At 68.6% G+C, this 24,935-nt stretch carries 19 protein-coding genes; 9 read left to right on the forward strand and 10 right to left on the reverse strand.

What is annotated here, in order from left to right; all coding sequences use genetic code 11:
• Positions 1-47: 47 nt before the first annotated feature.
• From JRI60_RS23540 to JRI60_RS23555, 4 genes are all read right to left on the reverse strand, one after another.
• Positions 48-1,388, reverse strand: coding sequence for a carbohydrate porin (locus JRI60_RS23540; protein ID WP_204228137.1), 1,341 nt, complete (start codon positions 1,386-1,388; stop codon positions 48-50).
• Between the two features lie 167 nt (positions 1,389-1,555).
• Positions 1,556-3,241, reverse strand: a complete 1,686-nt coding sequence (nagE, locus tag JRI60_RS23545; RefSeq protein WP_239470688.1) for an N-acetylglucosamine-specific PTS transporter subunit IIBC — start codon at positions 3,239-3,241, stop codon at positions 1,556-1,558.
• An 80-nt stretch (positions 3,242-3,321) separates the two neighbouring features.
• Positions 3,322-5,871 (reverse strand): phosphoenolpyruvate--protein phosphotransferase, encoded by a 2,550-nt coding sequence (ptsP, locus tag JRI60_RS23550; RefSeq protein ID WP_204228139.1) that lies wholly within the window; start codon positions 5,869-5,871, stop codon positions 3,322-3,324.
• Positions 5,871-6,776, reverse strand: coding sequence for an N-acetylmuramic acid 6-phosphate etherase (locus JRI60_RS23555; RefSeq protein WP_204228140.1), 906 nt, complete (start codon positions 6,774-6,776; stop codon positions 5,871-5,873). Before JRI60_RS23555 ends, ptsP begins: the two co-directional genes overlap by 1 nt.
• A gap of 261 nt (positions 6,777-7,037) precedes the next feature.
• On the opposite strand from JRI60_RS23555, the gene JRI60_RS23560 reads away from it, so the two are divergent.
• Genes JRI60_RS23560 through JRI60_RS23575 form a run of 4 tightly spaced genes read left to right on the forward strand, consistent with a single transcriptional unit; the run spans position 7,038 to position 10,943 of the window.
• Positions 7,038-7,820, forward strand: coding sequence for a GntR family transcriptional regulator (locus tag JRI60_RS23560; RefSeq protein WP_204228141.1), 783 nt, complete (start codon positions 7,038-7,040; stop codon positions 7,818-7,820).
• A gap of 4 nt (positions 7,821-7,824) precedes the next feature.
• Complete coding sequence (locus JRI60_RS23565) at positions 7,825-8,895, forward strand: SIS domain-containing protein (RefSeq protein WP_204228142.1); 1,071 nt, start codon at positions 7,825-7,827, stop codon at positions 8,893-8,895.
• Positions 8,895-10,058, forward strand: a complete 1,164-nt coding sequence (gene nagA / locus JRI60_RS23570) for an N-acetylglucosamine-6-phosphate deacetylase (RefSeq protein ID WP_204228143.1) — start codon at positions 8,895-8,897, stop codon at positions 10,056-10,058. The genes JRI60_RS23565 and nagA overlap by 1 nt, the downstream gene beginning before the upstream one ends.
• A 51-nt stretch (positions 10,059-10,109) precedes the next feature.
• Positions 10,110-10,943: an SIR2 family NAD-dependent protein deacylase gene (locus JRI60_RS23575; RefSeq protein WP_204228144.1), complete on the forward strand. Its 834-nt coding sequence runs from the start codon at positions 10,110-10,112 to the stop codon at positions 10,941-10,943.
• 22 nt (positions 10,944-10,965) lie between these two features.
• On the opposite strand, the gene JRI60_RS23580 is transcribed toward JRI60_RS23575, so the two are convergent.
• Complete coding sequence (locus JRI60_RS23580) at positions 10,966-11,826, reverse strand: SDR family oxidoreductase (RefSeq protein WP_204228145.1); 861 nt, start codon at positions 11,824-11,826, stop codon at positions 10,966-10,968.
• Between the two features lie 58 nt (positions 11,827-11,884).
• Complete coding sequence (locus tag JRI60_RS23585; RefSeq protein WP_204228146.1) at positions 11,885-12,499, reverse strand: TetR/AcrR family transcriptional regulator; 615 nt, start codon at positions 12,497-12,499, stop codon at positions 11,885-11,887.
• 166 nt (positions 12,500-12,665) lie between these two features.
• Between JRI60_RS23585 and JRI60_RS23590 the strand changes: the two genes are divergently transcribed.
• The 3 genes from JRI60_RS23590 to JRI60_RS23600 are packed head-to-tail and all read left to right on the forward strand — an operon-like array spanning position 12,666 to position 16,506.
• Complete coding sequence (locus JRI60_RS23590; protein WP_204228147.1) at positions 12,666-14,324, forward strand: M14 family zinc carboxypeptidase; 1,659 nt, start codon at positions 12,666-12,668, stop codon at positions 14,322-14,324.
• An 11-nt stretch (positions 14,325-14,335) separates the two neighbouring features.
• The gene (locus tag JRI60_RS23595; RefSeq protein ID WP_204228148.1) at positions 14,336-15,562 is read left to right on the forward strand and encodes a cytochrome P450 family protein; all 1,227 of its coding nucleotides are present in this window, start codon (positions 14,336-14,338) and stop codon (positions 15,560-15,562) included.
• Complete coding sequence (locus JRI60_RS23600) at positions 15,559-16,506, forward strand: threonine/serine dehydratase (RefSeq protein WP_239470689.1); 948 nt, start codon at positions 15,559-15,561, stop codon at positions 16,504-16,506. Before JRI60_RS23595 ends, JRI60_RS23600 begins: the two co-directional genes overlap by 4 nt.
• 8 nt (positions 16,507-16,514) lie before the next feature.
• Here the strand turns inward: JRI60_RS23600 and JRI60_RS23605 are convergent, their stop codons facing one another.
• The 4 genes from JRI60_RS23605 to hutH all read right to left on the reverse strand — a co-directional run bounded on the left by JRI60_RS23605 (position 16,515) and on the right by hutH (position 23,110).
• Positions 16,515-17,783: a DnaA N-terminal domain-containing protein gene (locus JRI60_RS23605; RefSeq protein ID WP_204228150.1), complete on the reverse strand. Its 1,269-nt coding sequence runs from the start codon at positions 17,781-17,783 to the stop codon at positions 16,515-16,517.
• A gap of 293 nt (positions 17,784-18,076) precedes the next feature.
• Entirely contained in the window at positions 18,077-19,333 is a 1,257-nt protein-coding gene (locus JRI60_RS23610; RefSeq protein ID WP_204228151.1) for a carbohydrate porin, read from the reverse strand.
• Between the two features lie 468 nt (positions 19,334-19,801).
• Complete coding sequence (locus JRI60_RS23615; protein ID WP_204228152.1) at positions 19,802-21,157, reverse strand: glycoside hydrolase family 6 protein; 1,356 nt, start codon at positions 21,155-21,157, stop codon at positions 19,802-19,804.
• A 426-nt stretch (positions 21,158-21,583) separates the two neighbouring features.
• On the reverse strand, positions 21,584-23,110 hold the full coding sequence (gene hutH / locus JRI60_RS23620; RefSeq protein ID WP_204228153.1) for a histidine ammonia-lyase: 1,527 nt from the start codon (positions 23,108-23,110) through the stop codon (positions 21,584-21,586).
• A 160-nt stretch (positions 23,111-23,270) separates the two neighbouring features.
• On the opposite strand from hutH, the gene JRI60_RS23625 reads away from it, so the two are divergent.
• Together JRI60_RS23625 and JRI60_RS23630 are read left to right on the forward strand one after the other, a co-directional pair.
• Complete coding sequence (locus JRI60_RS23625; protein ID WP_204228154.1) at positions 23,271-24,500, forward strand: aspartate kinase; 1,230 nt, start codon at positions 23,271-23,273, stop codon at positions 24,498-24,500.
• Between the two features lie 3 nt (positions 24,501-24,503).
• On the forward strand, positions 24,504-24,887 hold the full coding sequence (locus tag JRI60_RS23630; RefSeq protein ID WP_204228155.1) for a ComEA family DNA-binding protein: 384 nt from the start codon (positions 24,504-24,506) through the stop codon (positions 24,885-24,887).
• Positions 24,888-24,935: the final 48 nt, after the last annotated feature.

Here is a 24,935-nt window from a genome sequence, read left to right on the forward strand (position 1 = left end):
TTCTGTTTCTTCTGTGTGGGATATCCGAAACGGTTGCTGGGAATGGCTCAGATCCACCACTCGACGCGAGCGCCGAGGAAGTGGCCGATGGAGCTGGAGCCGACGGTCTGGAGGTAGGGCGAGTGGAGCTTGTCCACCGCCTGCTGGTTGTAGAAGGCGATGGTGTAGAACAGGCGCAGGTGCGGCCGGGCGAAGGGGCTGCTCTGCCCGTTGGGCACGAGGGTCGGCACGAGCGACAGCTTGGTGGCGGTGTTGAGCGGGTCGCTGCCATCGCGCACGCCCTGGAAGCTGGCCTCGTTCATGAGGTGGAAGTTCTTGTGCAGGTACACGGTGCTCTGGGCGCCCACGGAGAAGTCCATGAACTTGTCCGTCGCCGCGCCGCTCGCGCCCTGGCCGTAGTGGAGGATGCCGTACCCGTTGAGGCTCAGGAGGGGATTGACGTTGTAGAGGATGTGCTCCACCACCTCGAGGCTGCGCGCGTTGCCGTACTTGCCGTTGGCGGCCGGGGCGCCGAAGGTCACCCAGGACTGGGAGCCAGCCGAGCCGCCGTTGGCGATGCGGCTGCCGTAGCGCACCGAGAGCTCGTTGAAGCTGTCGTTGCCGAGGTTCAGGTAGCCCTTGATGCCCGCCACCCAGCCGAGGTCGGAGGGCAGCACGGTGGAGTCCGACGGGAGCCGCGCCTTCGTCTCCGGCAGCGCGTGCAGCTCGCCGAGCACCTGGGCGTAGTGACCGGACGTGAACTGGTGCTTGTACTGGCCCACCAGGAGGGTGCGCTGACGACGGATGTCCAGGATGCCGTCACCGTTGGAGTCGAAGTTGTACTGCGAGCCGTTGACGGACGTCTGCAGCAGCACCGCCACGTCCAGCCCGCCGTACTGGACGCCCGCGCCCTGCGAGGAGAGGTTGTTGAAGTAGAAGGTATCCGCCAGGTACACGTTGGTGCCGCGGTAGTAGCGGGCTCCGGCCCAGAACTTCAGGCCCGGGGTGAGGATGTGGCCCGCCTCGAGGTAGGCCTCACCCAGCTCGAAGGTCAGCGTCTGGGCGCCCCGGTTGCTGGTGAGGGCGATGAACAGGCCGTTGTTGGCCCACATCGCCGGGGTGATGACCGCGGTGGCGTAGGGGGAGTCTTTGTTGACCGCCAGCTCCTCCGCGGTGGGCTTGAGAAGGTGGACCCTGATGGTGGGCTCCAGATAGTCGCCCTCCTCGAGGCGGCCACCCAGGGAGTTGCCCGTGAGGTTCAACGACTTGCCCTGGATGTAATCACCGGAGGAGGGGGCCCAGGCCACGCCAACGCGGCCGTACATCGAGAAGCTCAGCCGATCCGACAGCGAGTCCGCGCTGGCCGTGCCAGCGGACAGGAGAGTCAGGGCGGTCGCCAGCGAGCGCATGGAACAGCGAGGACGGGAGAGAGAGGCGAAACGGGGAGACTTCATGTTCGAACCTCGGTCGTCTGCGGGGGGTTGGGGGTTGTTGAAGACAACACCAGTCCATTCCTGGCGGGGATGGGTTTCCCCATCCCCCAGGCTGGTGCACGACTGGAAGGCTTTGGATGGGGTCAGGCCACCATCAGTGAGCGGATCTCGTCGGCCACCCGTTCGGCGGTGGGCCCGATGATGACTTGCACGGCTCCAGCGGCCGGCTTGACCACGCCGCGCGTCCCGAGCCCCTTGAGCGCCACCTCGTCCACGAGCTTGTCGTCGACGACGATCAACCGCAGGCGCGTGGTGCAGGTGCCGATCTCACGCACGTTGGCGGAACCGCCGAGGGCCGCGAGCATGGCGCGCGCCAGCGACTTGTCGTCCCTGGCGGCCGGGGCCGAGGTGGAGCCCTGCAGTGCCTCCCGGACCTCGCCCGCCACCTGGTCGGCGAGCGGCCCGATGATGACCTGCACGCTGCCCGCCGCCGGGCGGATGACGCCGCGCGCACCGAGCGCCTTGAGCGCCGCCTCGTCGACGCGGTTGTTGTCGGCGACGGTGAGCCGCAGGCGCGTGGTGCAGGCGTCGACGGCCTGGACGTTGGCGTTGCCGCCGAGCGCCTTCAGGTAGGCGGCACCCCGGGCCAGCGCGGGGGCGGAGATGCCACTGCCGCTGGAGGCCACGTCGGCGGAGGCCGCCGTCTCGTCCTCCCGGCCGATCGTCTTCAGGTTGAAGCGGGCGATGCAGTAGCGGAACACGCCGTAGTAGACGCCGCCGTAGACCGCGCCCACGGGCAGCAGCAGGATGGGGTGGGTCGCCTTGCCGTAGTTCAGCACGTAGTCGAACAGGCCGGCCGAGAACCCGAAGCCGAGCTTCACGTTCAGCGCGTCCATGATGACGAGCGACAGACCGGTCAGCACCGCGTGCAGCAGGTAGAGCGGCGGCGCCAGGAACATGAAGGCGAACTCGATGGGCTCGGTGACGCCCGTCAGGAAGGACGTCAGCGCCATGGACAGCAGCACGCCGCCCACCTTGGCGCGGTTCTGCTTGGGCGCCGCGTGGTACATGGCGAGGCAGGCCGCCGGCAGACCGAACATCATCACCGGGAAGAAGCCCGCCATCATCGCGCCGGCCGTCGGGTCTCCGGCGAAGAAGCGCTTCAGGTCACCCGTCACGCCGTTGAAGTCACCCAGCAGGAACCAGGCGATGTTGTTGATGATGTGGTGCAGGCCCGTGACGATCAGCAGGCGGTTGAAGAGGCCGTACATGAACAGGCCGAACTTGCCGGCGGCGAACACCGAGCGGCTGACGCCATCCAGGCCCGCCTCGATGACGGGGAAGCCAAAGCCAAACACCAGCGCCAGCACCAGACAGGCCAGGCCGGTGATGATCGGCACGAAGCGGCGGCCACCGAAGAACGCCAGGTATTCCGGCAGCTTGATGTCCTTGAAGCGGTTGTACATCGTGCCGGCGATCAGTCCGGACAGGATGCCGACCGGGACGCTGATCTTCGACGCCAGGCGCGCCTTGTAGCCGGAGACGGCCAGGTCCTTGGCGGCCCCGGTGAGATCCGCGATCACCTCCGGCGGCACGGTCACGAGCGCGTCCACGCCCTTGATGGTGATGAAGAAACCCACGGCGCCAGCCAGTCCGGCGGCGCCGTGGTTCTCCTTGGCGAAGCCGACGGCCACGCCCACCGCGAACAGGAGTCCGAGGTTGGAGAAGATGGCGTCGCCAGCGGCCGCGATGAAGGGAATATTCAGAAGGTCTGGCTGTCCAAGACGCAGCAGCAGACCGGCGATGGGTAGGACGGCGATGGGCAGCATGAGCGCACGCCCAAGTTGCTGCACTCCTGCGAATTTATTGGTCACCACGACTGTGCCTCCGTTTTCTCGAGAACGGCCCCTCACAGGCCCGGCCAGGTGCTCGTCACCAGAGCTCGTACTTCGTCACCGCTTTCGAACCGCAACGCCGTCCGCGCCACCTCCACGCACTGGGGGAGGGTGAGCGTCCGGATGAATGCCTTCAGATCGGGAACCACCGCCGGCGTCGCCGACAGCTCCGTCACGCCCAGACCGATGAGCAGCGGCGCCGCCCGGGGATCCGAGGCGATTCCACCGCACACCGCCACCGGGCGCCCGTGCTTGCGCGCCCCCTCCACCGCCTGCCCCACCAGTCGCAGCACACCCGGGTGCAGGCCGTCGAGCTGCGCCGCCACGTGCGGGTTGCCGCGATCCATCGCGAGCGCGTACTGCGTGAGATCGTTCGTGCCGATGGAGAGGAAGTCCGCCTCGGCCGCCAGCCGGTCCGCCAGCACCGCCGCCACCGGCACCTCGATCATCGCTCCGACGGAGATCGGCTCGGTGATGCCCAGCGCCTCGCGCTCGTCCTCGATGATCTCCCGCACCGCTCGCATCTCGGACGCGGAGGTGACCATCGGGACGAGGATGCGGCAGACGCCCACCGGCTTGACCCGCAGGATGGCGCGGAGCTGCGCGCGCAGCAGGTCGGGGTGGCGCAGCGAGACGCGCACGCCTCGCAGGCCGAGCACCGGGTTCTCCTCCTTCGGCAGGGGCAGGTAGGCCAGTGGCTTGTCGCCTCCCACGTCCAGTGTCCGGATGACCACCGGATGGCCCCGCATGGCGTCGGCGATCTCCTGGTACTGGGCGGCCTGCTCGGCCTCGCTCGGCGCGGTGACGCGCTCCAGGAACAGGAACTCGGTGCGCAGCAGGCCACAGCCCTCGGCGCCCTTGGCGGTGGCCGACGCCGCGTCGCCGGGACGGCCCACGTTGGCGAAGACCTCGATGCGGACGCCATCCGCCGTGCGACAGCCCTCGTGCGCATGCGCCAGGTTGGCCTCGCGGCGCGCCGTGCGGGCCGCGATGGCGTGCACGGTGGCCTCGAGCGTCTCGTTGGGCGGGAAGACGCGCGCCTCGCCCCGGTCACCATCGACGATCATCGCCGCGCCATCCGGTACCCGAAGGGCCGCGTCGCCGACCGCCACCACCGCCGGAATGCCCATGCCCGCGGCCAGGATGGCCACATGCGACGTCGGGCCTCCGCGCGCCGTACAGAGCGCCGCCAGGCGATCCGGAGGAACCGCCGCCAGGTCGGACGGCAGCAGCTCGTCGGCCACCAGGATGGCGTCCCGTGGCAGCTCGGCCGGCACCCGCGAGCCGCCCTTGCCCGTCAGCTGCGCGATCACGCGCCGGCCGATGTCGCGCAGATCGCCGACCCGCTCCGCCAGGAGGGGATCGTCCAGGTCGTGCAGCACCTTCACATGCTGCTCGACCGCCGCACGCCAGGCCCACGCGGCGCTCCGGCCCGCGGAGATCTCCTGGCTCGCGGCGTCGGTGAGCTCCGGGTCCTCCAGCAGCGAGAGGTGCGCCCGGAAGATCTCCGTCCTCGCCGCGGCACCCGCGCCCTCCTTCTCGACCAGCGCCTCGAGCTCCCGCCGCACGCTGGCGAGGGCCTCGCCCAGGCGGCGCTGCTCCTCCGCCACGCCCCGGCCACTCTCGGACAGCTCGGGCTGCTCATCGACAATCCGGACGGCGTGTCCGACCGCGAGGCCCGGGGCCGCGATGGTGCCCTTGAGCAGCACCTCCGTGCCGGGAGCGAAGGGCAGGGTGGAGGACTCGGTCGCCCGCGCCTCCTCGGGGGCGGGGGCGGCGGCCGGCTGCTCGGCGATGGGGTGGACCGGATCTCCCAGTCCGCTGATCACCAGCTCCGCCAGCTCCTTCGCCACGCGCTCGGCCTGCTCACCGCGCACGGTGATCGTCAGCGTGTCCCCGTGACGGGCGCCAAGCCCCATGAGCGCCACGACACTCTTGCCGTTGGCCGTGCGCTCCTTGCCGCTCAGCGTCACGGTGCCCGCGTGCAGCCGGGCGTGCCGCGAGAAGGCGGCGGCGGGACGGGCGTGGAGGCCGTGGGGGATGAGCAGGCGCACCCGCTGCTCCGCCGTCTCGGTGCTCACCGGGGCCTGGAGGGCCGCCGGCGCCTGGCCCGCGATCGACAGGAGCGGCTCGCCGACCGCCACCGTACGGTCCTGGACCCGGTCGGTGACCGTGTAGCCCTCACCGTTGACCACCACCATGCTGGTCACGAGGCTGCGTGCCTTGCGGGCCAGCAGATCCAGATCGAAGGAGATCAGCAGATCCCCCGTCCGCACGCTCTGGCCCTCGCGGACGCGGACCGTGAAGCCCTCGCCCTTCAGGTCCACCGTGTCGACGCCGATATGAAGGAGGATCTCCGCGCCGCTGTCCGAGCGGAGCGTGCAGGCATGGCGGGACGCATGCACCGACACGATGACGCCATCGCAGGGCGCCCGCAGCTCGGGCGACGTCGGGTCCACCGCGATGCCGTCCCCCACCATCCGCTGGGCGAAGGCGGGATCCGGTACTTCCTCCAGTCCAGTCGCCCAACCGGCGATGGGTGAGACGAGCTTCAGCGTGGCCATCAGCCGTTCCTCCGTTTGGGTTCGATCGACGAGAGCGCGGTACGCAGGTTCCCACCGGCGCGGTTCAGGGCGGCGTCGGCCTCCTCGGTGGAGAGGCCGGCCAGGCCGAGTACCGCGTGGGGGATGTCGCCATGGCGGGCGAGGGCGTCGGCGGCGGCGTCCTCCCCGACCTGGGCGATGCGGGAGATGATGGTGGTGCAGCGCTGACGCAGCTTCGCGTTCTCCGGCCGCACGTGGCACATCAGGTTGTCGTAGACGAGCCCGAGGCCCACCATGGTGGCCGTCGAGAAGAGGTTGAGGACCACCTTCTGCGACGTGCCGGCGCCCAGCCGGGTGGAGCCGGCGATGACCTCCGCGCCCGTGTTCACCACCACCGCGTGCTCGGCGGCGCGCACCAGCGGCGACTCCGCCAGGTTGGCGACGGCCACCGTCAGGGCGCCGTGCCGCCGCGCCTCGTCCACGATGCTCACCGTGAAGGCGCTGCCTCCACTGGCGGAGACGCCGAGCACCACATCGGAGGGGCCCAGCCGGGTGTCGCGGGCGCGGGTGCGTCCCGCCCCCTCGTCATCCTCGGCGCCACCATCGATACCGCGCACCAGGTCCAGACCCCCGGCCAGCAGGATGGAGAGGCGGCCCGTGGGCCAGCCGAAGGTCGGCCCCAGCTCGAGCGCATCCAGGGCCGCGAGCATGCCCGAGGAGCCGGCGCCCGCGTAGACCAGTCGGCCACCACTGGAGGACAGCCGCGCGACCGCTGCGTCCACGGCGCGCCCGAGCACGGGCAACGCCGGCAGACACGCCGCCGCCGCGCGCGATTGACTGCTCCACAGCGCCTCCAGGACCTCCCCGGTCCCCCAGGTATCCAGCCCCTGGAACCGCCGTGCAGTCCCCTCCGTGTCCTTCGCCATGCGGCCCTCCCCTCGGGACCCACTGGTATTAGATTGGACTGGCGCAAGATACCAGTTTGCTTGTCGCTTTCAACGAATTTTTCGCGTGCATTCTGGCAAGACGGGGAATTCCCATTTGACACACCGCGAAAAACCAGTGATTCCGAGGACTTATTCAGTAGTTCTTACACTGTGAGACGCGTTTTTGCTTGCGCCGTGGTTCTAGATTGGTATCATGGTAGTAGATTGGTATCACAGTGGTCTTGTGAGACCGGAGGCGTCATGTCCATCCACGCGAGCGGAGTCGATGCTCTCGACAAGCAGGCGCTGTCGAGTGATCTGCCGCTGCCGCTCTACCTTCAGCTGGCCCGGTATCTGAGGGGGCTGATCTCCAGCGGAAAGTTCGGCCATCGCGACGCGCTGCCGAGCGAGCGCGAGCTGGCGGAGCGGTTCGAGGTGTCCCGGGTCACGGTGCGCAAGGCCCTCAAGGAGTTGCTGGACGAGGGGTTGTTGCAGCAGCGCCAGGGCGCGGGCACCTTCGTGAACCGGGGCCCCTATGTGGAGCAGCGCCTGTCCACGCTGACCAGCTTCTCCGAGGACATGGGCTCGCGCGGGCTGTCCGCGGGTTCCCTGTGGCTGCACCGGATGGTCTCGGTGGCGACTCCCGAGGAGACGCTGGCGCTCGGCATCAGCCCGGGGACCACGGTCAGCCGGCTGCAACGTCTGCGCACGGCCAATGACACGCCCATGGCGCTGGAATTGGCGGTGATCCCCACCCGTTTCCTGCCGGATCCGAACGAGGTGCAGGGCTCGCTCTACGACACGCTGCGGCGCCGGGGCTACACGCCCCACCGCGCCCTGCAGCGCCTGGCGGCGGTCAAGCTGACGGCCGAGCCCGCCGAACAGCTCGGGGTGCCGGAAGGCGCGGCGGCTCTCTATATCGAGCGTCGCACCCTGCTCGAGGACGGGACCCCCCTGGAGTTCGTCCGCTCTCATTACCGCGGCGATGCCTACGACTTCATCGTTGAACTGAACCTGGCCGGCCCGACCGGTCCACAGAGGTGAGCTCATGAACCCTGGCACCCATCCCGCTCCCGCCGCTCCTGGTCCCGCTGCTCCCGTTCCCGCCATGGCGCGCGAGGCGGCCCAGTCGGCGGACGTCGCCCGCCGGCAGATCCAGCAGTGCGCTGGTACCTTCGCCGAGCTCGGTGAGCGGCTGCGCCAGCGGCCTCCGCGCTTCGTCGTCACCTGCGCGCGCGGCAGCTCCGACCATGCGTCCAGCTACGGCAAGTACCTGATCGAGACCACCCTGGGGCGCGCCGTGGCCTCGGTGGGTCCCAGCATCGCGTCCGTCTACAACACCCGGAGCCTGGACCTGCGGGACTCGCTCTTCATCGCCGTGTCGCAGTCCGGCCGCAGCCCGGACCTGCTGCGGTTGACGGAGGCGGCCCGCGCTGGTGGCGCCCTGGTCGTCGGCTTCGTCAACAACGAGGACTCTCCGCTCAAGGCCCTGTGCGACATCGGCTTCCCGCTGTGTGCCGGCCCGGAGCAGAGCGTCGCCGCCACGAAGTCCTACATCCTCTCCGGCCTCGCGTTCCTGCAGCTGGTGGCGCACTGGTCGGAGGATGCGGCGCTGCATGGCGCGATCGCGCGGCTGCCCTCGGCCCTGGAGGCGGCGCGTGAGCTGGACTGGTGGCCGGCGCTCTCGCGGCTCACCGAGGCGCGCAACCTGTTCGTGCTCGGACGTGGGAGCGGCCTGGGCGTGGCCCAGGAGATGGCGCTGAAGTTCAAGGAGCTGTGCCGGCTGCACGCCGAGGCCTTCAGCTCCGCCGAGGTGAGTCACGGTCCGCTGTCCCTGATCCGCCCTGGCTTCCCCGTGCTGGCGCTGGGGCAGGAGGACAACTCGGCCGAGAGCACCCGGAGCATCGTGCGCCGGATGGTGGAGCTGGGCGCGGACGTGCACTCGGTGCTGGACGTACCGGGAACCAAACCGCTGCCGTCGGTCCCTGGCGTGCCGAGCGCCATCGCGCCCCTGTGCCAGATCCAGAGCTTCTACATGGCGGTGCATCGGTTGGCGGCGGCGCTCGAGCTGGATCCCGACGCGCCCGTGCACCTCCGCAAGGTGACGGAGACAGTGTGATGAGACGAGTCCTGAGAGGGGCGAGACTCTTCGACGGCGAGCGCATGCTCGACGGCCACGCGGTGGTGCTCGAGGACGGGCGTATCTCCGCCGTGGTCCCCGCCTCGTCCGTGCCGGCCGGTGCCCAGGAGCAGCGGCTGCCCGAGGATTCTCTGCTGGTGCCGGGCTTCATCGACGCTCAGGTCAACGGGGCCGGGGGCGTGCTCTTCAACGAGACGCCCACGGCCGAGGCGGCGCTCGCCATCGCGGCGGCCGTGCGGCGCTCCGGCACGACGGGGTTGCTGCCCACCTTCATCACCGATGACCAGGCCCCGATGCGCCGGGCCTGCGATGCCGTGCTCGAGGTCCTGTCCCGGCCCGCCAGTGGTGTTCTTGGTATCCACCTGGAAGGCCCCTTCATCAGTGGCGAGCGGCCCGGGGTGCACGATCCCCGCTTCATCCGCGAGCCCGATGCCGGGGACGTCGAGTTCCTCACGGCCCTGCCGGAGCGGCTGGCCAGCAAGAAGGGCCGCCTGTTGTTGACGCTGGCGCCAGAGCGGGTCGACGACGCCTTCATCGCGCGGCTGGCCTCGGCGGGCGCGGTGCTCTCGGCGGGCCACACGGCGGCCTCCTATGAACGGACGGGCGAGGCGCTGGCGGCGGGCGTGCGGGGCTTCACGCACATGTTCAACGCCATGCCTCCGGCCCAGAACCGCCAGCCGGGCGTCGGATTGGCCGCGCTCATGTCCACCGAGGCGTGGTGCGGCGTCATCGTCGATGGCATCCACGTCCATCCGGCGATGCTGCGGATGCTCTTGAAGATCAAGCCGGCCGGCAAGGTGTTCCTGGTCACCGACGCCATGCCCCCGGTGGGAACCACCGCCACCTCGTTCACGCTCTATGGCCGCACCATCCTGCGCCGTGAGGGCCGCCTGGTGACGGAGAACGGAACGTTGGCTGGAGCCGACATCGACATGGCGGCGGCGGTGCGCAACTGCGTCCAACTCCTGGAGCTGCCTCTCGAGGAGAGCCTGCGCATGGCTTCGCTCTATCCCGCGAGCTACCTCGGACTGGACGACCAGCTGGGCCGGGTGGCGCCGGGCTATCGCGCCGATCTCACGCTGCTCCGCTCGGACCTGTCCGTGCTGGCCACCTGGGTGGGTGGACAGGACCAGTGGAACTGAGGCCTCGCCATCCCGTGGTTCAGGCAGGCGGTGCACAGGAGCAACGTGACCATGACGCGCCAGGAACTCCGCCGTGCCGCCGAAGTCCTCCGCTCGGCGGACGCACTCATCATCGGAGCGGGGGCCGGCATGGGCGTCGACTCGGGGCTGCCTGACTTCCGCGGCACCGAGGGCTTCTGGCGCGCCTATCCGGCCTACGCGAAGCTCGGGCTCGACTTCGCGTCCATGGCCAACCCCCAGTGGTTCCAGCGCGATCCCGAGTTCGCCTGGGGGTTCTACGGCCACCGGCTCGGGCTGTACCGCGCGACGAATCCCCACCCGGGCTTCGCGCTGCTGCGCACCTGGGCCTCCCGCATGCGGCACGGCGCCTTCGTCTTCACCTCCAACGTCGATGGCCAGTTCCAGAAGGCCGGCTTCCCCGAGGAGCGCCTGCTCGAGGTCCACGGCTCCATCCACCACGTCCAGTGCCTCGGCTCCTGCCAGACGATCTCCTCCGCCGCTCCGTACTCGGTGGACGTGGACCCGGAGACCTTCCGCGCCAGGCCGCCCCTGCCCACCTGCGAGCGTTGTGGCTCCCTGCTCCGGCCCAACATCCTCATGTTCGGAGACTGGGGATGGGACTCCTCACGCACCGAGGCCCAGGAGCAGCGGCTCGAGGAGTGGCTCGAGGCGGTGGAGCCCGGCACCCTGGCGGTCGTCGAGTGCGGCGCGGGGACGGCCATCCCCTCGGTGCGGCACTTCTGTGAGCGCGTGGCGGCGGCCCGGAAGGGGACGTTGATCCGCATCAACGTGCGCGAGCCCCAGGTTCCCGCGGGCGGCATCAGCCTCCCCCTGCGAGCGCTGGAGGCCCTGAGTGGGATCGCCGAGGAGCTGGAGCGGGCATAGGCCCGCCCCGAGCTCCCGAGGGTCAGGACCAGCAGGAGGCGTGGTCCCTGGCGAACCGCGCGAAGGAGATGGGCGGACGGCCGAGCACCGTCTCGATGTCGGGGGAGACGGGGGCGCAGAAGCCCAGGCGGACGAGCCGGTAGAAGCCGATCAACCGCTCGACACGCTCGGGAGACAGTCCCGAGCGCGCCAGGAGCTGGCGTGCGTCCTCTTCACCGAGTGGGACGTACTGGATGGGCCTCGCCGCCACGTCGGAGAGGGTGCGCGCCACCTCGTCATGATCGAGGGCCCGTGCGCCGGTGAGGGTGTAGGCCTTGCCGGCGTGGCCCGGCGCGGTCAGCGTGGCCACGGCCATCGCGGCGATGTCTCGCGCGTCGACGAACGAGAGCTTCGCATCGGCGGCCGGGATGTGGAGCGCACCGGTCGTCTGGAGGTCCTGGAGCAGCGGGCCTCCGGAGAAGATCTGCATGAAGAAGTTGGGGCGCAGGTGGGTGAAGCCGAGCCCGGAGGCTTCCAGGTAGCGCTCCACCTTCCTGAGCGCGAAGTCCTCCCGCTGCTCCGCGCCCATGGCGGTCAGGTTGACGACGTGGCGGATGCGCTGCCGCTTCATCTCGTCGATGAGCGGAAGGGCAACCCGGTCCGCCTGCTCGTCACCGGGGCGGGCCATGAGGAACACGCGGTCGACACCGTCGAGGGCCGGCGCGAAGGTCTCCGGCCGTTCGAGGTCGAAGGGCACGTACCGCGTCAGTCCGCCGGTGCGGCTCGTGGCACGGCTCGGATCCCGGGTCGCTGCCCGTACCTCTTCACCGCGCTGCTCCAACTGCGCCACGAGGTGGCTTCCCACCGTGCCGGTGGCTCCGATCACGAGAATCCTGCCTGCCATGACTTCCTCCTGGTTGATGGGTGAATGACACGTTCATTTATCGAGCAAAAAAAGAGGCTCAGCCGAAGAAGCTCTTGAGGCCGGCCAGGTGGTAGCGCGAGTAGTCGTCGATGGCCTGCCGGATGTCGGCCTCCTCGTGGAAGTGGGTGAGGATGTCCACCATCATCCCCACGAAGTTCCGGTAGAGCCGGTCGAGATTGAAGCGCATCGTCTTGGTGACCTTGAGCTCCGGGTTCAGGGCGCGGAAGTGCGCGATGGCCAGCTTCACGAGGGTCGCGACGAGCTCCTCGGAGAAGGTCTCGTAGCGGGTTCCCTGGGAGCGGCCGAGCAGGATGACGACGCGTTGTCTGTTGGCCAGACAGAAGGCGAGCAGCTCCTGGGAAACCCCATGGAAGGCCGCCGTGGGCGCGAGCTCTCGGATGTCCTCGATGCCATCGAGTGACTTCACGCGACGGCGCACCAGGTCCACGAAGGCCCCGACGAACTCCTCGGTGAGGAGCGCGTGGAACAGGTCCTCCTTGTTCTCGTAGTACCGGTAGATGTTGCCCGTCGAGATGCGCGCGGCCTTGCCGATGTCCGCCATCGTGGCCTGGCGGAACCCCTTGCGCGCGAAGATCTCCAGCGCGGCGGACGCGATGGCCTCCTGAACCTCGTCCTTGAGCTGCTGGGCCATGTGTTCTCCCGATGGGTGAACCAGCCATTCACGATTGGCATTCCCTTATGGGGCCTGGAGCCCGCCAGGTCAAGGGGGAGGGACTACATCTGAAGGCCGACCATCGGGCCTCGGACTCACCACAAGTGCTTGACGCTGGGGAATGGGGGCGCTCGGATGCGCCCCCATGACCGAGTTGCTCACCCGCGCCGAGGCATCGAACTACAAGGAAACCTCCCGTCACTCCGACGTGCTCGCCTTCGTGGACGAGCTCTGTCGCCGCACGAAGCTCGCGAAGCGTGTGGAGTTCGGCACGAGCGGCGAGGGGCAGCCCATGGTGGCGCTCGTCGTGAGCGACCGGGGCTGCTTCACGCCCGAGCTCGCGCGCAAGCAGAAGAAGGTCGTGGTGATGGTGGAGGCCAACATCCACGCTGGCGAGGTCGAGGGCAAGGAGTCCGTGCTCGCGCTCGCGCGCGACCTGACGCTCACGAAGCTCGGGCAGAAGCTGCTCGACAAGCTGTGCCTCGTGCTGATCCCGAACTTCAATCCCGACGGGAACGACCGCATCAGCCCGAACAACCGCAAGCTCAACCTGAAGGAGCTCGAGGGGCAGGTGAATCCCGAGGGCGGCGTGGGCACGCGCTACACGGGCGAGGGGTGGAATCTCAATCGCGACAACATGAAGCAGGAGGCGCCGGAGACGCGCTGCCTCGCCAGGCTGCATCAGACGTGGTGGCCGCACGTCTTCATCGACTGCCACACCACCGACGGAAGCATTCACGCCTTCGATCTCACCTTCGACACGTCGCACTCGAACGAGCCGCTCTTCTCGGAGCTGCGCACGTTCAACCGCGTGATGCTCGAGCGCGTGGCCAAGGCGGTGAAGACGCGCCATGACTTCGACAGCTTCTGGTATGGCAACTACAAGGTCGAGGGCGATCCGCTCTCGGGCTGGCACACCTATCCGGCGCTCCCGCGCTTCGGCAGCCATTACCGCGGGTTGCTCGGCCGGATCGACGTGCTGCTGGAGACCTACAGCTACATCGACTTCCCGCGCCGCTGCGCGGTGATGCGGGCGTGGTTGCTCGAGCTGTTCCGCGACGCCGCCAAGAACGCCAGCGCCTATCTCGCCATCACCCAGGCCGAGGAGGAGCGCATCATCGGTCGCGGCAAGTCGCCCGACGTCCAGACGCTCGTGGGCATCAACTACGGAGTGGCCACGCGCGACGACAAGGGCGCGCTCGTATTCGAGTACCCCGCCTACGCGAAGCCGGATGACGTCGCCCACATCCTGGCCTTCGACGAGGCGAGCATCGCCGCGCGGCGCTACCCGGGGAAGCGCCGGCGTGAGTACCTCACCTCTCATCACCGGACGTTCGTGCCCACGCAGGCGGTGAGCACACCGGAGGCGTATCTCGTGCCGGAGGCGCTCGCCTCGCGTCTGGAGGGGCACGGCATCCGCTTCGAGCGGCTTCAGACGCCTCGGCGCTTCACGGTCGACAGCTACCACGTGGCGCGGCGCGAGGAGACGTTCAGCCCGGATGTGGCCGCGAACGTTCCTCCGCCCGGCCAGGCCGAGGTGCCGCTCAGCCAGAAGCCCAAGCCCGTGCGCTTCGAGACCGTGCTCACGGTGGCGCCCGAGCGGTCCACGCGCGAGTTCCCCGCGGGAACCCTGTACGTCCCCACGGCGCAGCGCGCCGGAACGTTGGCTGTGTATCTGCTCGAGCCACATTCCGACGATGGCTTCTGCCGCTGGCAGTTCCTCGACGGTATGATCTCGGTCGGTGAGCACTACCCGGTCCACCGCGTGGTGGCCGCGGCCAGCGCTCCGAAGAAGGCCGAGTGACGGAGACCACCATGACCCCTGACGCTTCGACCGCCCCTTCCTATGACCTGTGGGCGCCGCAGGTCCGTGCCAATCCCTTTCCGCTCTACCAGTACCTGCGGGAGAAGGATCCGGTCGCTCGGGTCATGGATCCCCACCGGCAGATGCCGTTCTGGCTCCTGACGCGGTATCGGGACGTGGTCGAGACGGCCAAGGATCCCCGTCTCACCAATGACGTCGAGAAGCTGCCCGAGGAGCTCCGCAAGAAGTTCCGGGGCGGGGGCGCGCAGACGCTCAACCGGCATCTGCTCGTGATGGATCCGCCGGATCACACCCGGGTCCGTTCGCTGGCGACCCAGGCCTTCACCCCTCGCCGGGTCGAAGCGTTGCGTCCACGCATCACCGCGCTGTGCGCCGAGCTGCTGGAGTCCATGAAGGCCCGTGGCTCCGCGGACTTCGTCGAGGCGTTCGCCTTCCCGTTGCCCATCACCGTCATCTCCGAGCTGCTGGGCGTCCCGCTGGAGGACCGGGCCCAGTTCCGCACCTGGATCGAGGTGTTCTTCACCCCTCCCGCGCAGGGAGGGATGGAGCGGATCCGCGAGTCGCTCGATCGACTGTTGGCCTATCTGGAGGGCTTCATCGAGTTGCGCCGGCGGCAGCCCCAGGAGGACCTGGTCACCGCCCTGCTGGCGGTGGAGGAGCAGGGGGACCGGCTCAGCACCCGGGAGCTGCTGAGCATGATCTACCTGCTGCTCGTCGCCGGTCACGAGACGACGGTGCATGTGCTGAGCAACGGGACGCTGGAGCTGCTGCGCCACCCGGATCAGCTCCAGCTGCTGCGCGAGGATCCTTCCCTCATTCCCTCGGCGGTGGAGGAGCTGCTGCGCTTCTGCGGCCCGGTGGAGCTGACCATGGGGCGCTTCGCCCTGGAGGACTTCGAGCTGTGCGGCCAGCCCATCAAGGCCCACGATGTGGTGCGGATGAACATCCTGGCCGCCAACCACGACGCCGAGCAGTTCCCCGATCCGGAGCGGCTGGACGTGAAGCGCTCGCCCAACAAGCACCTGGCCTTCGGTCAGGGGATCCACTTCTGCCTGGGCTCGAACCTGGCCAAATTGGAGGCGACCCTTGCCTTCGAGGTGATCATCGAGCGGCTCCCGCACCTGCGGCTGGCGGTGCCACCCGAGCAGCTCCAGTGGCGCTCGAGCGCCCAGGTGCGAGGCTTGATGCGTCTGCCCCTGTCCTTCGAGGCCCCGTGACCCTTCCGCTCTCGCGTGATGACATCCGCGCCGCCCACGAGCGCATCCGCCCCTATATCCGTCGTACGCCCGTCTGGAGTCTGCCGAAGGGAACCCTGGGTCATGACGGCCCGGTGAGCCTGAAGCTCGAGTTCCTCCAGCACGCGGGCTCGTTCAAGTCGCGCGGAGCCTTCAATACCTTGCTGAAGCAGCCGATTCCGAAGGCGGGCGTCGCCGCGGCTTCGGGAGGCAACCATGGTGCGGCGGTCGCCTACGCGGCGAGGCAATTGGGCATTCCGGCCCGCGTCTTCGTGCCGGAGATCTCGAGCCCCGCGAAGGTCGAGGTCATCCGCCGCCTTGGCGCCGAGGTCGTCATCGGGGGACTGCGCTACGCCGACGCGCTCGCGGCCTGTGGCACGTACATCGCCGAGACGGGCGCGCTGTCCGTCCACGCCTATGACGCCCTGTCCACCATCGAAGGCCAGGGGACCGTGGCCCTCGAGTGGGAGGAGGATGGGCAGGGGCTCGATACGGTCCTCGTGGCCGTTGGAGGGGGAGGGCTGATCTCCGGCATCGCGAGCTGGTGGGCGGGGCGAGGCGTCAAGGTTGTCGGCGTCGAGCCGGAGGGCTCGCGGGCGCTGCATGCGTCACTCGAAGCGGGACGCCCCGTGGACGTGACGGTCGAGTCGATCGCGGCCGATTCGCTCGGTGCGCGCAACACGGGGGAGCTCGTGTTTTCCATTGCCCGTGCGGCGGTCGACCATGTCGCGCTCGTCACGGACACGGCGATCCGCGAGGCGCAGCGAACGCTCTGGCGGGACTGGCGCATCGCCTCGGAGCCCGGTGGCGCGGCGGCGCTCGCCGCCCTGCTCTCCGGGGCCTACCGACCACGGTCGGGCGAGCGGGTCGGTGTGCTCCTCTGCGGGGCCAACGTGGAGCTGAGCAAGCTCGGGGAGATCATCTGATCCGAGCGCTACCGCTCGGCCCCCGCCGCCTGTGAGGGCAGCAGCCAGCGCACACCCAGCAGGCCGAAGTCGCGCACCAGCAGGTCCACCATCTGGCCATAGTGTTCTTCCACCCATTGCCGGAAGTAGAGGTCCGGCACGGCGAGCATCAGGTGCCCGTGCTCCACGTCCACGGGCTGGGCCCGGGTGAGCCAGGAGAGGGCGTAGTGCTTTCCCTGGTCATGGAGCCGGGTGAGGCACTCCTGCCAGAGGTGGCCGGCTTCGGTGGTCACGTCCACGGACGGTGGCCCGGACGCCTCGGAGGAATCCGGCTGCTGGGGCGGGATGTAGCGCACCCAGACCTTCGGGGAGCAGAAGGCCAGGGCGGTACACACGGGCTGACGGGAGCGGCCCCAGTCGGACTTGAGATAGCCGCGGCATGCCGCCAGGAGGCGTCCCTCGTCACCGCCTACCTTCGACAAGGCCTTCGCGTACCAGTCGGCCCACCCCGCGGGCATGTCCTCGCGAGGCACGCCCCGGAAGGCCTTGGAGCGCTCGTCCTGGAAGGACTCGAAGAAGGCCGCTGCCTGCTGGGCCGGAGTGCCCCTGGGCTCCGGAGCGGGGGGCGCGGTGATCGGGTGTCGCTCCTCGGGTGGGGGAGAGACGGGCACGAGGTGCGTGCCAGGGAGGGAGAGCTGGACGGGGGTGGCGTCCGCGGACACGTCCTCGTCCGGGAGCAGGGGGACGGGGGCGAGTCGTCCCGTGGACACCGGGTTCTCTGATCCCGCAGCAGAAGAAGGAGTCTTCTTCTCATTCTCCTTCTCCCTTCTCTTTCTGGAGGGGGACGTCCCTGGCGCGTCCGCTGGACGTCCTGCGGACGCCGTCGAGGCCTTGTTGGCGCGCTCCCGGCGCTTGCGCTCGGCCTCCTTCCTCCTCTTGTCGAGGACTTGCACGTAGCGATCGCAGAGGGTGAGCCGGACGCTGTCGTCCTCGCGCACCAGGATTCCCGCGCGCAGCAGCGCGTCCCAGAAGGCACCGGGAGCGCCCGTCCACCGGACCGCGCTCTCCACCGCCTCGCGCCACACGTCCTCGTCCGCGGACGCGTCCGGCGCATGTCCGGCGGACGCGGCGAAGGGCTCGAAGCGTCCGGAGGGCAGAGCCTGCACCGCCCAGATCTGCAGCTCCACCATGGCTCCCAGGAAGGCCCGCCGATCCATCTCCAGGGTGCGCGCGGCGCACACCACGGCGAGGCTCATCGGGAAGCCCACGTCCACCTGCACCCAGTCCAAACCGGCCATGTCACCGCCTCCCCTGGGCCAGGCGCGTGGCACGCGAGGCCTCCACCATCGTCCGGACGGAGCCCCCCACCGACGGGGTGATCCACGAGCGCGATCTGTGTCGCCTCTCCTGGAGCGTCTACCCCCGATCATTCCCGCCAGGCGGGCTTCGGTTCCCGGCTGACGTCAGGTGCCGATCTACCGGTGATCCACGCGGATTCTGCTACAGGGTTCAACATGCCTGTAGCTCCCTACCACCGCGAATCCAGGCATGGACGCGGCCGAGCGAAGGCGCGGGCCGCGTCCGGGCCGGTTCACCACCAGGCTTCGGCCTGGAGTCCCACCGAGGTGCCCGCCGTCTCGGCGCCAAAAATCTGACTCAGACGCGAGGTCGGGTCGAAGCTGGCGCGAGCCGCCTCGTTCCAGATGGCGTGCGTGGCGAACAGACGGAACGTCGGGCGGGAGCCGGCCTCCTGACCCGCGGACACCGCCGCGGCCAGGGTGAACTTGGTCATGTTGCGGGTGTGCCCACCGTTATCCGGCTTGACCATGTCATGGCCTGCCTCGGCCAGCACACGGAAGGGACCGACGAGGTGCGTGTCGGAGCGGAGTCCGATGCCAAACCACTTGTTGCCGGCATTGCCGGCGGACTTGTTGATGCGGTACTCGGCCAGCCCCTCGATGACGGTTCCGCCAAACGCGGTAGGCGTGCCCAGGAGGGCGGACTGCTGAAGCACGACACGGCTGTTGCGCGTGGTCCCGTACCAATCCATCTTCACGCCAACGAGCGTGTTGCCACCGAGCAGCAAGCCGTTCAGGGTCTGGTACATACCCACGGCCAGTCCATTGGCCTCCGCGGCCGGCGTGTTGGAGTTCACCTGGTCATCGCTCTTGAGCTGCATCGACGGCGTGACGTACACGGCGAGCTGGCCATTGGGCAGGTCATTGATGCCGGTCAAGCGTACCGGCACGCTGATGCGGTTGTTGTTGGCGCTCCCGCGCGGGTTCAGCATGGCGGCGATGCTGAGCTTGCCCACGACGACGTTGATGTCCTCGAGGCCCGCGCCGTCGCCATCGTTGATCTCCAGGAACTGGTCGTTGATGCCAGTCTGAAGGCGGTTGTAGAAGCGCCGGCCCACCCAGATCTTGCCATTGCCGAGCGCCGCGATGTTGGTTCCATAGGCGAAGACCTGACCAAAGCGGGCCACGAGCTCGTCCGTGCCGCTGTCGGGGAGGGCCTGACCGCCAGGAGAGGAGTAGGTCTGGAACTCCCTGCCGCCCCAGGCGCGATAGATTCCGGGCATGAAGTGCACATGCCAGTCGGATCCCTCGAGCGAGACGAGCCTGGCGTTGAGGCTCGGCTCGACCACGTAGTCACACTCGTTGCCCAGGCGCCATTTGGTATCGGCACCGGGCAGGCCCATGCATACCTGCGTGCCACCCCGGACGTTGATGCCAGTTCCGGCGCGCATGTAGCCGGAAAAGGTGAGGGGGATGGGGAGCGCGTCGGCGTGGGCGGTGGCGGCGGCGCAGGTGGCGGTGAGGGCGGCGAGCAGGGCTTTGTTCTTCATCTGGTTTTTCTTCACGGGTTGTTGGGGTTGCAACGAAAGTGATTGTGACGTGAATGCAACGACACGCTCATGTCCGTAGCCGCCGCCGGGGAGAGGCGGAGGTGCGGGACATGAGTTGAAGTTCCGAGGCGGGGGGCTCAGCGACGTATGAGCGGACCTGACAGTAGCAATAGGCGAGCGTCATCCGTCAAGTACGCAACGACGCATTGCGAGGACGGAAGTGATTGACTCCGCGCGTCACTCGCGAGCTGAGAATTTTTGCACCGGCAAGGGGAAGCGAAATTTTCAGCGAGTATGGACGAGGCCGTGCCCTCGAGCATCCTGGCAACGGCTCGGCCATCTCCAGCGTTTGATGATGCGGCTTGAAACTGTCACGGATCAAAGACACACATCATCGGCGGGATGGACGTGATGATCTTTGATCGCATGTCACCCGCGGATGATGGAATGGAAGGGCTCGGGCGCCGCTCACGTGCCGTCGATCAGTCGGATCGCCAGGTCCGGGCTGAACTGGCCGGCGGGGATGCCCGGGGCGATTCCGCACTGGCCATCGGAGTCGCCGGGGACCTTCACCCACAGCAGCAGCTCGGCCCCGCCTCCGGTCTGTGACGGGGTGCCGAGTTTCCGCCCGGCCGGATTGCACCACTCGCCGTTGTGACCGTTGCCATTGCGGCTGGTGTCCACCACGAAGGGCCGGGTGTATCCATACCGGCTGGACAGGGCGGCATTGACCGCCGAGCCATAGGAGGTCGACTGGGCAGTGGTGTAGAAGTTCGACACATTGAGGGCGAAGCCCCGCACGTTGCGCGCTCCGGCGGACTCCAGCCGCTGCGCCATGGTGTCGGCGGCGATCCAACCGGCGTTGCCTCCGTCGAGATAGGCCCAGGTATTCGGCGCGCGGTCGCGCAGTTGCTCGGTGGCGTAGCGCAGCAGGCCGAGCCGCGTCTGCCGCTCGGTGTCGTTGGGCAGGCAGTCCAGCTGGGCCACGGCGTCTGGTTCGATGATGACGATGGCGGGACGGTTTCCGAGTCCTGTCACGAACGCGGAGATCCAGGCCCGGTAGGCGTCGGGGCTGCCCGCGCCTCCCGCGGAGTGGCTGCCGCAGTCGCGGCCGGGGATGTTGTAGGCCACGAGCACCGGCAGCTTGTCGGCGGCATCGGCCGCTCCGACGAAGCCAGACACCGCCGAGGTGATGTCCGTGTTCCAATTGCCGAACCAGCGCGCCATCGGCTTGCTCGCGATGGACGACTGGATGCGGGACGCGCGTGAGTCACCGCCGTTGGCACGTACCCAGTTGGCGGGGTTGGAGTTGGGATCCACGTAGAAGCCGCTGGTCAGCGCGATCGGCCCGGGACCGCTGCTGTTCGTGGTGAGGGAGATGTCGTCGAGCAGGATGGTGGCGGTCCCAGCGCGGCCACCGAGCTGGAAGGTCACCTGTCCCTGGTTGGAGGTCAGGGACGAGGTGAACGGGAATGAGAATCGCCGCGACGTGGTGTCGAGCGAGAGTTGTTGATTCAACGTCGTGGTGTAGGGAGCGCTCTCCATCTGCACCGTCGTGCGCACCGACACGCTCGACGAGGCGGAGGCGGTGAATGACAGGGTATAGGCCTGACCGCTCGTCAGGGAGATGCCGCTCTGCCCGATGAGCGCGTCCCACGGGTTGGCGGTACCCGCGGCGACGTCGACGCGCAGCCGGCCGTTCTCGACGCGCACCTGGGTATTGGCGCCGTTCCACCAGGGGGCGACGGTGCCCGTTCCGAAGGAGCCGTTCTGGATGAGCTCCGTGACCGCCGCGCGCTCGAGCGTCGTGACTGGCGCATCCATGCCATCCGGGGTGGAGGCTGGGCCGCACGCGGAAACGACAGTCGATGCGAGTGTCAGGGTGACCGGGATGAGGTGCCGGAGGGACAGGGATTTGGCGGGTTCACGAGGGTTCACGAGGGTATTCCTCCCAGGTTCGGATGATGAGTCGGAACCGGGCTAGTCCAGTCAACTAGGCATGTCAAGCAATCTGAGGAAAACCGGTGCGAGACGCCCGTTCGAACGAGCAATCCAAGACACGGAATATCCAGTGCGACCCGCTCCTCGTGTTCGAGCCGGGTCCGCGGTGTTCGTGTGCCGTGGCGATTTCAAGCAGGACAGCGACACCTGCGGGGCGTGCTGGGCCCCGGGGCGCATGGCCTGCTGGAAGTGGCGCCCGGGCCGCCATCATCGCGGCCCAGGCGTCCGGGGTGTTGAGCGAGTCCCGACCTACGCCGTGGCGGCGCGTACGACGCGCATCAGCTCGCCGGAGTCGATGAGCTGGCTGACGGCCTCGATGTCGCGGTGCAGCTCGCGATCCTTCTCCATGGTGGGCACGCGGCTGCGCACCAGCTCGTGCGCGGCGCGAGGCCCGCGGCCGGCCTTCACCGGCAGCCGGTAGTCCAGCGCCTGGCTGGCCACGAGGATCTCGATGGCGAGGCACGTGCGCGTGAAGTCCGCGACCTGACGGCCCTTGAGGGCGGCGGTCATGCCCATGGAGACGTGGTCCTCGCGGCCGGCGGAGGAGGGAATGGAGTCCACCGAGGCGGGGTGGCAGAGGACGCGCGACTCGGCGACCAGGGCGGCGCTCGTTACCTGGGCGATCATGAAGCCCGAGTTGAGGCCCGAGTTCTTCGCGAGGAACGGAGGCAGGTTGGACAGCGTGGGGTTGACGAGCTGCTCCACGCGGCGCTCGCTGATGGAGGAGAGCTGGGTGAGCGCCATGGCCGCCACGTCCATGGCGAGCGAGATGGGCTGGCCGTGGAAGTTGCCACCCGAGACGATGCGGCCGCTGTCGACGAAGACGAGCGGGTTGTCGGTGGCGCTGTTGACCTCGACCTCGAGGATGCGCCGGGCGAAGGCGAGCCCCTCGCGCGCCGCGCCGTGCACCTGGGGCATGCAGCGCAGCGAGTAGGGGTCCTGCACCTTGCTGCAGTTGATGTGCGTCTCCACCAGATCGCTGCCCGCGAGCAGCCGCCGCAGGTGGGCGGCGCAGGCCTTCTGGCCCTCGTGGGGGCGCACGTCCTGGATCTCCGGGATGAAGGGCTTGTGGCTGCCGAGCAGGCCCTCCAGCGTCATCGAGCCGGCGATGTCCGCCACGAGGGAGAGCATCTCCGCGCGCAGCTGGAGCAGGGAGCCCACGGCGCACATGGCCTGGGTGCCGTTGACGAGCGCCAGGCCCTCCTTGGCCTCCAGCACCACGGGGGTGAGCCCGGCGCGCTCGAGTGCCTGACGGGCCGGCATGCGGTGTCCCTGGTAGAAGGCCTCGCCCTCGCCGATGAAGACGAGCGCCAGGTGGGCCAGGGGGGCCAGGTCTCCCGAGGCGCCCACGCTGCCGCGCTCGGGCACCACGGGCACCACGTCCTTGTTGAGCATGTCCAGCGCCAGCTGCAGCGTCTCCAGGCGGATGCCGGAGAAGCCCTTGGCGAGCACGTTGCAGCGCAGCAGCAGCAGGGCGCGGGCCTCGGGGATGGGCATGGGCGCGCCCACGCCGGCCGCGTGGGACAGGATGAGGTTGCGCTGCAGCTCCCGCAGGTCCTTCTTGTCGATGCGCACCTCGGCCAGGGTGCCGAAGCCGGTGTTGATGCCGTAGGAGGGGGTATCCCCGGCGGCGACACGGTCCACCAGCTCGCGCGAGGCGCGGACGCAGGCCTGGGCCTCGGGGGAGAGCTCCACGATCACCTCGTTATGGGCGACCTGCAGGATCTCCTCCAACCGGAGGGTGTCACCATCGATCAGAAGGCGGGGACGGTACATGTGGGAGCTCCAAGGAGTGCGGCGGTACAACCAGAGGCGGCCCGTATATCCCAACAGGTGGCGGAGCGCAGCCCGTCCACTCCGGGAGTGTCCAAGAGCTTTTGACAGCGGGGGGGCACCTCACTACGGTGACGCACCGTTCCAGGAGGAACCAGCCAACGTGGCATTGATCGTCCAGAAGTACGGCGGCACCTCGGTCGGCGACATCGAGCGGATCAAGAACGTGGCCCGCCGCTGCATCGCGGCCCAGGCCGCCGGACACGACGTGGTGGTGGTCGTCTCCGCGATGTCGGGAGAGACCAATCGCCTTTTGAAACTTGTCTCCCAGATCACGGACCGGCCGAACGAGCGTGAGCAGGATGTGGTGGTGGCAACCGGCGAACAGGTGTCCATTGGCCTCGTGGCCATGGCCATCCAGGCGCAGGGGGGCCAGGCCACCAGCTTCCTCGGCTACCAGGTTCAGATCGTCACCGACAACGTCTTCTCCAAGGCGCGCATCAAACGCATCGACGCCGAGAAGATCGTCGAGGCGCTCAAACAGAAGCACATCGTGGTGGTGGCCGGCTTCCAGGGCCAGGACGAGCAGGGCAACGTCACCACGCTGGGGCGAGGCGGCTCGGACACCACGGCGGTGGCGTTGGCCGCGGCGCTCAAGGCGGATGCCTGTGAGATCTACACGGACGTGGATGGCGTCTATACGACGGATCCCAACGTGTGCCCCGCGGCGCGCAAGCTGGATCGCATCTCCTACGAGGAGATGCTCGACCTGGCGAGCGTGGGTGCCAAGGTCCTGCAGATCCGTTCGGTTGAGTTCGCGATGAAGTACAAGGTGCCGCTCTGGGTGAAGTCGTCCTTCACGGACGACCCCGGCACCCTCGTGTGCGAGGAGGACAAGTCGATGGAGAACGTGGTTGTCAGCGGCATCGCCTATGACAAGAACGAGGCGAAGCTCGCCATCAGCGGCGTGCCGGATACGCCGGGTGTGGCCGCGAAGATCTTCGGTGCGCTCGATGCGCAGAACATCGTGGTGGACCTGATCGTCCAGACGGCCTCCAAGGATGGCCGCACGGATCTGTCCTTCACGGTGGGCAAGACGGATCTGGTCAAGGCCAAGGAGATCGTGGAGCGGGTGTCGAAGGAGATCCACGCGGGCGGACTGGAGACGGATGGCGACGTGGCCAAGGTGTCCATCGTGGGCGTGGGCATGCGCAACCACTCGGGCGTGGCGGCGAAGATGTTCCAGGTGCTCGCGAGCGAGGGCATCAACATCCAGCTCATCTCCACGTCGGAGATCAAGGTGTCCTGCCTCATCCAGTCGAAGTACACGGAGCTGGCCGTCCGGGCGCTGCACACGGCGTTCGGTCTGGACAAGGCTCCCTCGGCGAGCTGAGCGGTGACCCGGACCGGTGCGCTCGCGGTGGCCTCGCTCGGGCTGTTGGGCCTGGGAGTGGTGGCTCGCGGGCGCTGGCCGGGGTCCTCGCCCGCGCTGGGCTGTGAGCCCGGCGCGGTGCGTGTGGTAGATGGGGTGGCGGTGTGCGGGGAGGGGGATGCTCTCTCCGCCCCGCAGCGCCTGCTGCTGGGCCAGAAGTTGGATCTCAACGCCGTCTCCGAGTCCGAGCTCGCGGGGGTGCCCGGGGTAGGGCGCTCGCTCGCCCGGCGTCTGGTCCAGGAGCGCGAGGTTCGAGGCCGATTTGCCTCCTGGACGGAGGTGGCGGACGTGCCCGGGGTGGGCGCTGCCCGGTTGGAGACCCTCCAGGCGACAACGGAGCTACGGTAGGAGCCAGGGCCCCGAAGCGTGTGATAAGCACCGACTGTGCAGATCGCC

This window comes from Archangium violaceum, assembly GCF_016887565.1.
GTDB classification, from domain to species: domain Bacteria; phylum Myxococcota; class Myxococcia; order Myxococcales; family Myxococcaceae; genus Archangium; species Archangium violaceum_B.

Coding starts and splice junctions, on each gene's coding strand:
- nagE (WP_239470688.1), bottom strand. CDS start 3,241: ATGCTGCCCATCGCCGTCCTACCCATCGCCGGTCTGCTGCTGCGTCTT.
- JRI60_RS23605 (WP_204228150.1), bottom strand. CDS start 17,783: ATGGCCGGTTTGGACTGGGTGCAGGTGGACGTGGGCTTCCCGATGAGC.
- ptsP (WP_204228139.1), bottom strand. CDS start 5,871: ATGGCCACGCTGAAGCTCGTCTCACCCATCGCCGGTTGGGCGACTGGA.
- JRI60_RS23560 (WP_204228141.1), top strand. CDS start 7,038: ATGTCCATCCACGCGAGCGGAGTCGATGCTCTCGACAAGCAGGCGCTG.
- JRI60_RS23590 (WP_204228147.1), top strand. CDS start 12,666: ATGACCGAGTTGCTCACCCGCGCCGAGGCATCGAACTACAAGGAAACC.
- hutH (WP_204228153.1), bottom strand. CDS start 23,110: ATGTACCGTCCCCGCCTTCTGATCGATGGTGACACCCTCCGGTTGGAG.
- JRI60_RS23580 (WP_204228145.1), bottom strand. CDS start 11,826: ATGGCAGGCAGGATTCTCGTGATCGGAGCCACCGGCACGGTGGGAAGC.
- JRI60_RS23575 (WP_204228144.1), top strand. CDS start 10,110: ATGACGCGCCAGGAACTCCGCCGTGCCGCCGAAGTCCTCCGCTCGGCG.
- nagA (WP_204228143.1), top strand. CDS start 8,895: ATGAGACGAGTCCTGAGAGGGGCGAGACTCTTCGACGGCGAGCGCATG.
- JRI60_RS23565 (WP_204228142.1), top strand. CDS start 7,825: ATGAACCCTGGCACCCATCCCGCTCCCGCCGCTCCTGGTCCCGCTGCT.
- JRI60_RS23610 (WP_204228151.1), bottom strand. CDS start 19,333: ATGAAGAACAAAGCCCTGCTCGCCGCCCTCACCGCCACCTGCGCCGCC.
- JRI60_RS23595 (WP_204228148.1), top strand. CDS start 14,336: ATGACCCCTGACGCTTCGACCGCCCCTTCCTATGACCTGTGGGCGCCG.
- JRI60_RS23555 (WP_204228140.1), bottom strand. CDS start 6,776: ATGGCGAAGGACACGGAGGGGACTGCACGGCGGTTCCAGGGGCTGGAT.
- JRI60_RS23540 (WP_204228137.1), bottom strand. CDS start 1,388: ATGCGCTCGCTGGCGACCGCCCTGACTCTCCTGTCCGCTGGCACGGCC.
- JRI60_RS23585 (WP_204228146.1), bottom strand. CDS start 12,499: ATGGCCCAGCAGCTCAAGGACGAGGTTCAGGAGGCCATCGCGTCCGCC.
- JRI60_RS23615 (WP_204228152.1), bottom strand. CDS start 21,157: ATGGATGCGCCAGTCACGACGCTCGAGCGCGCGGCGGTCACGGAGCTC.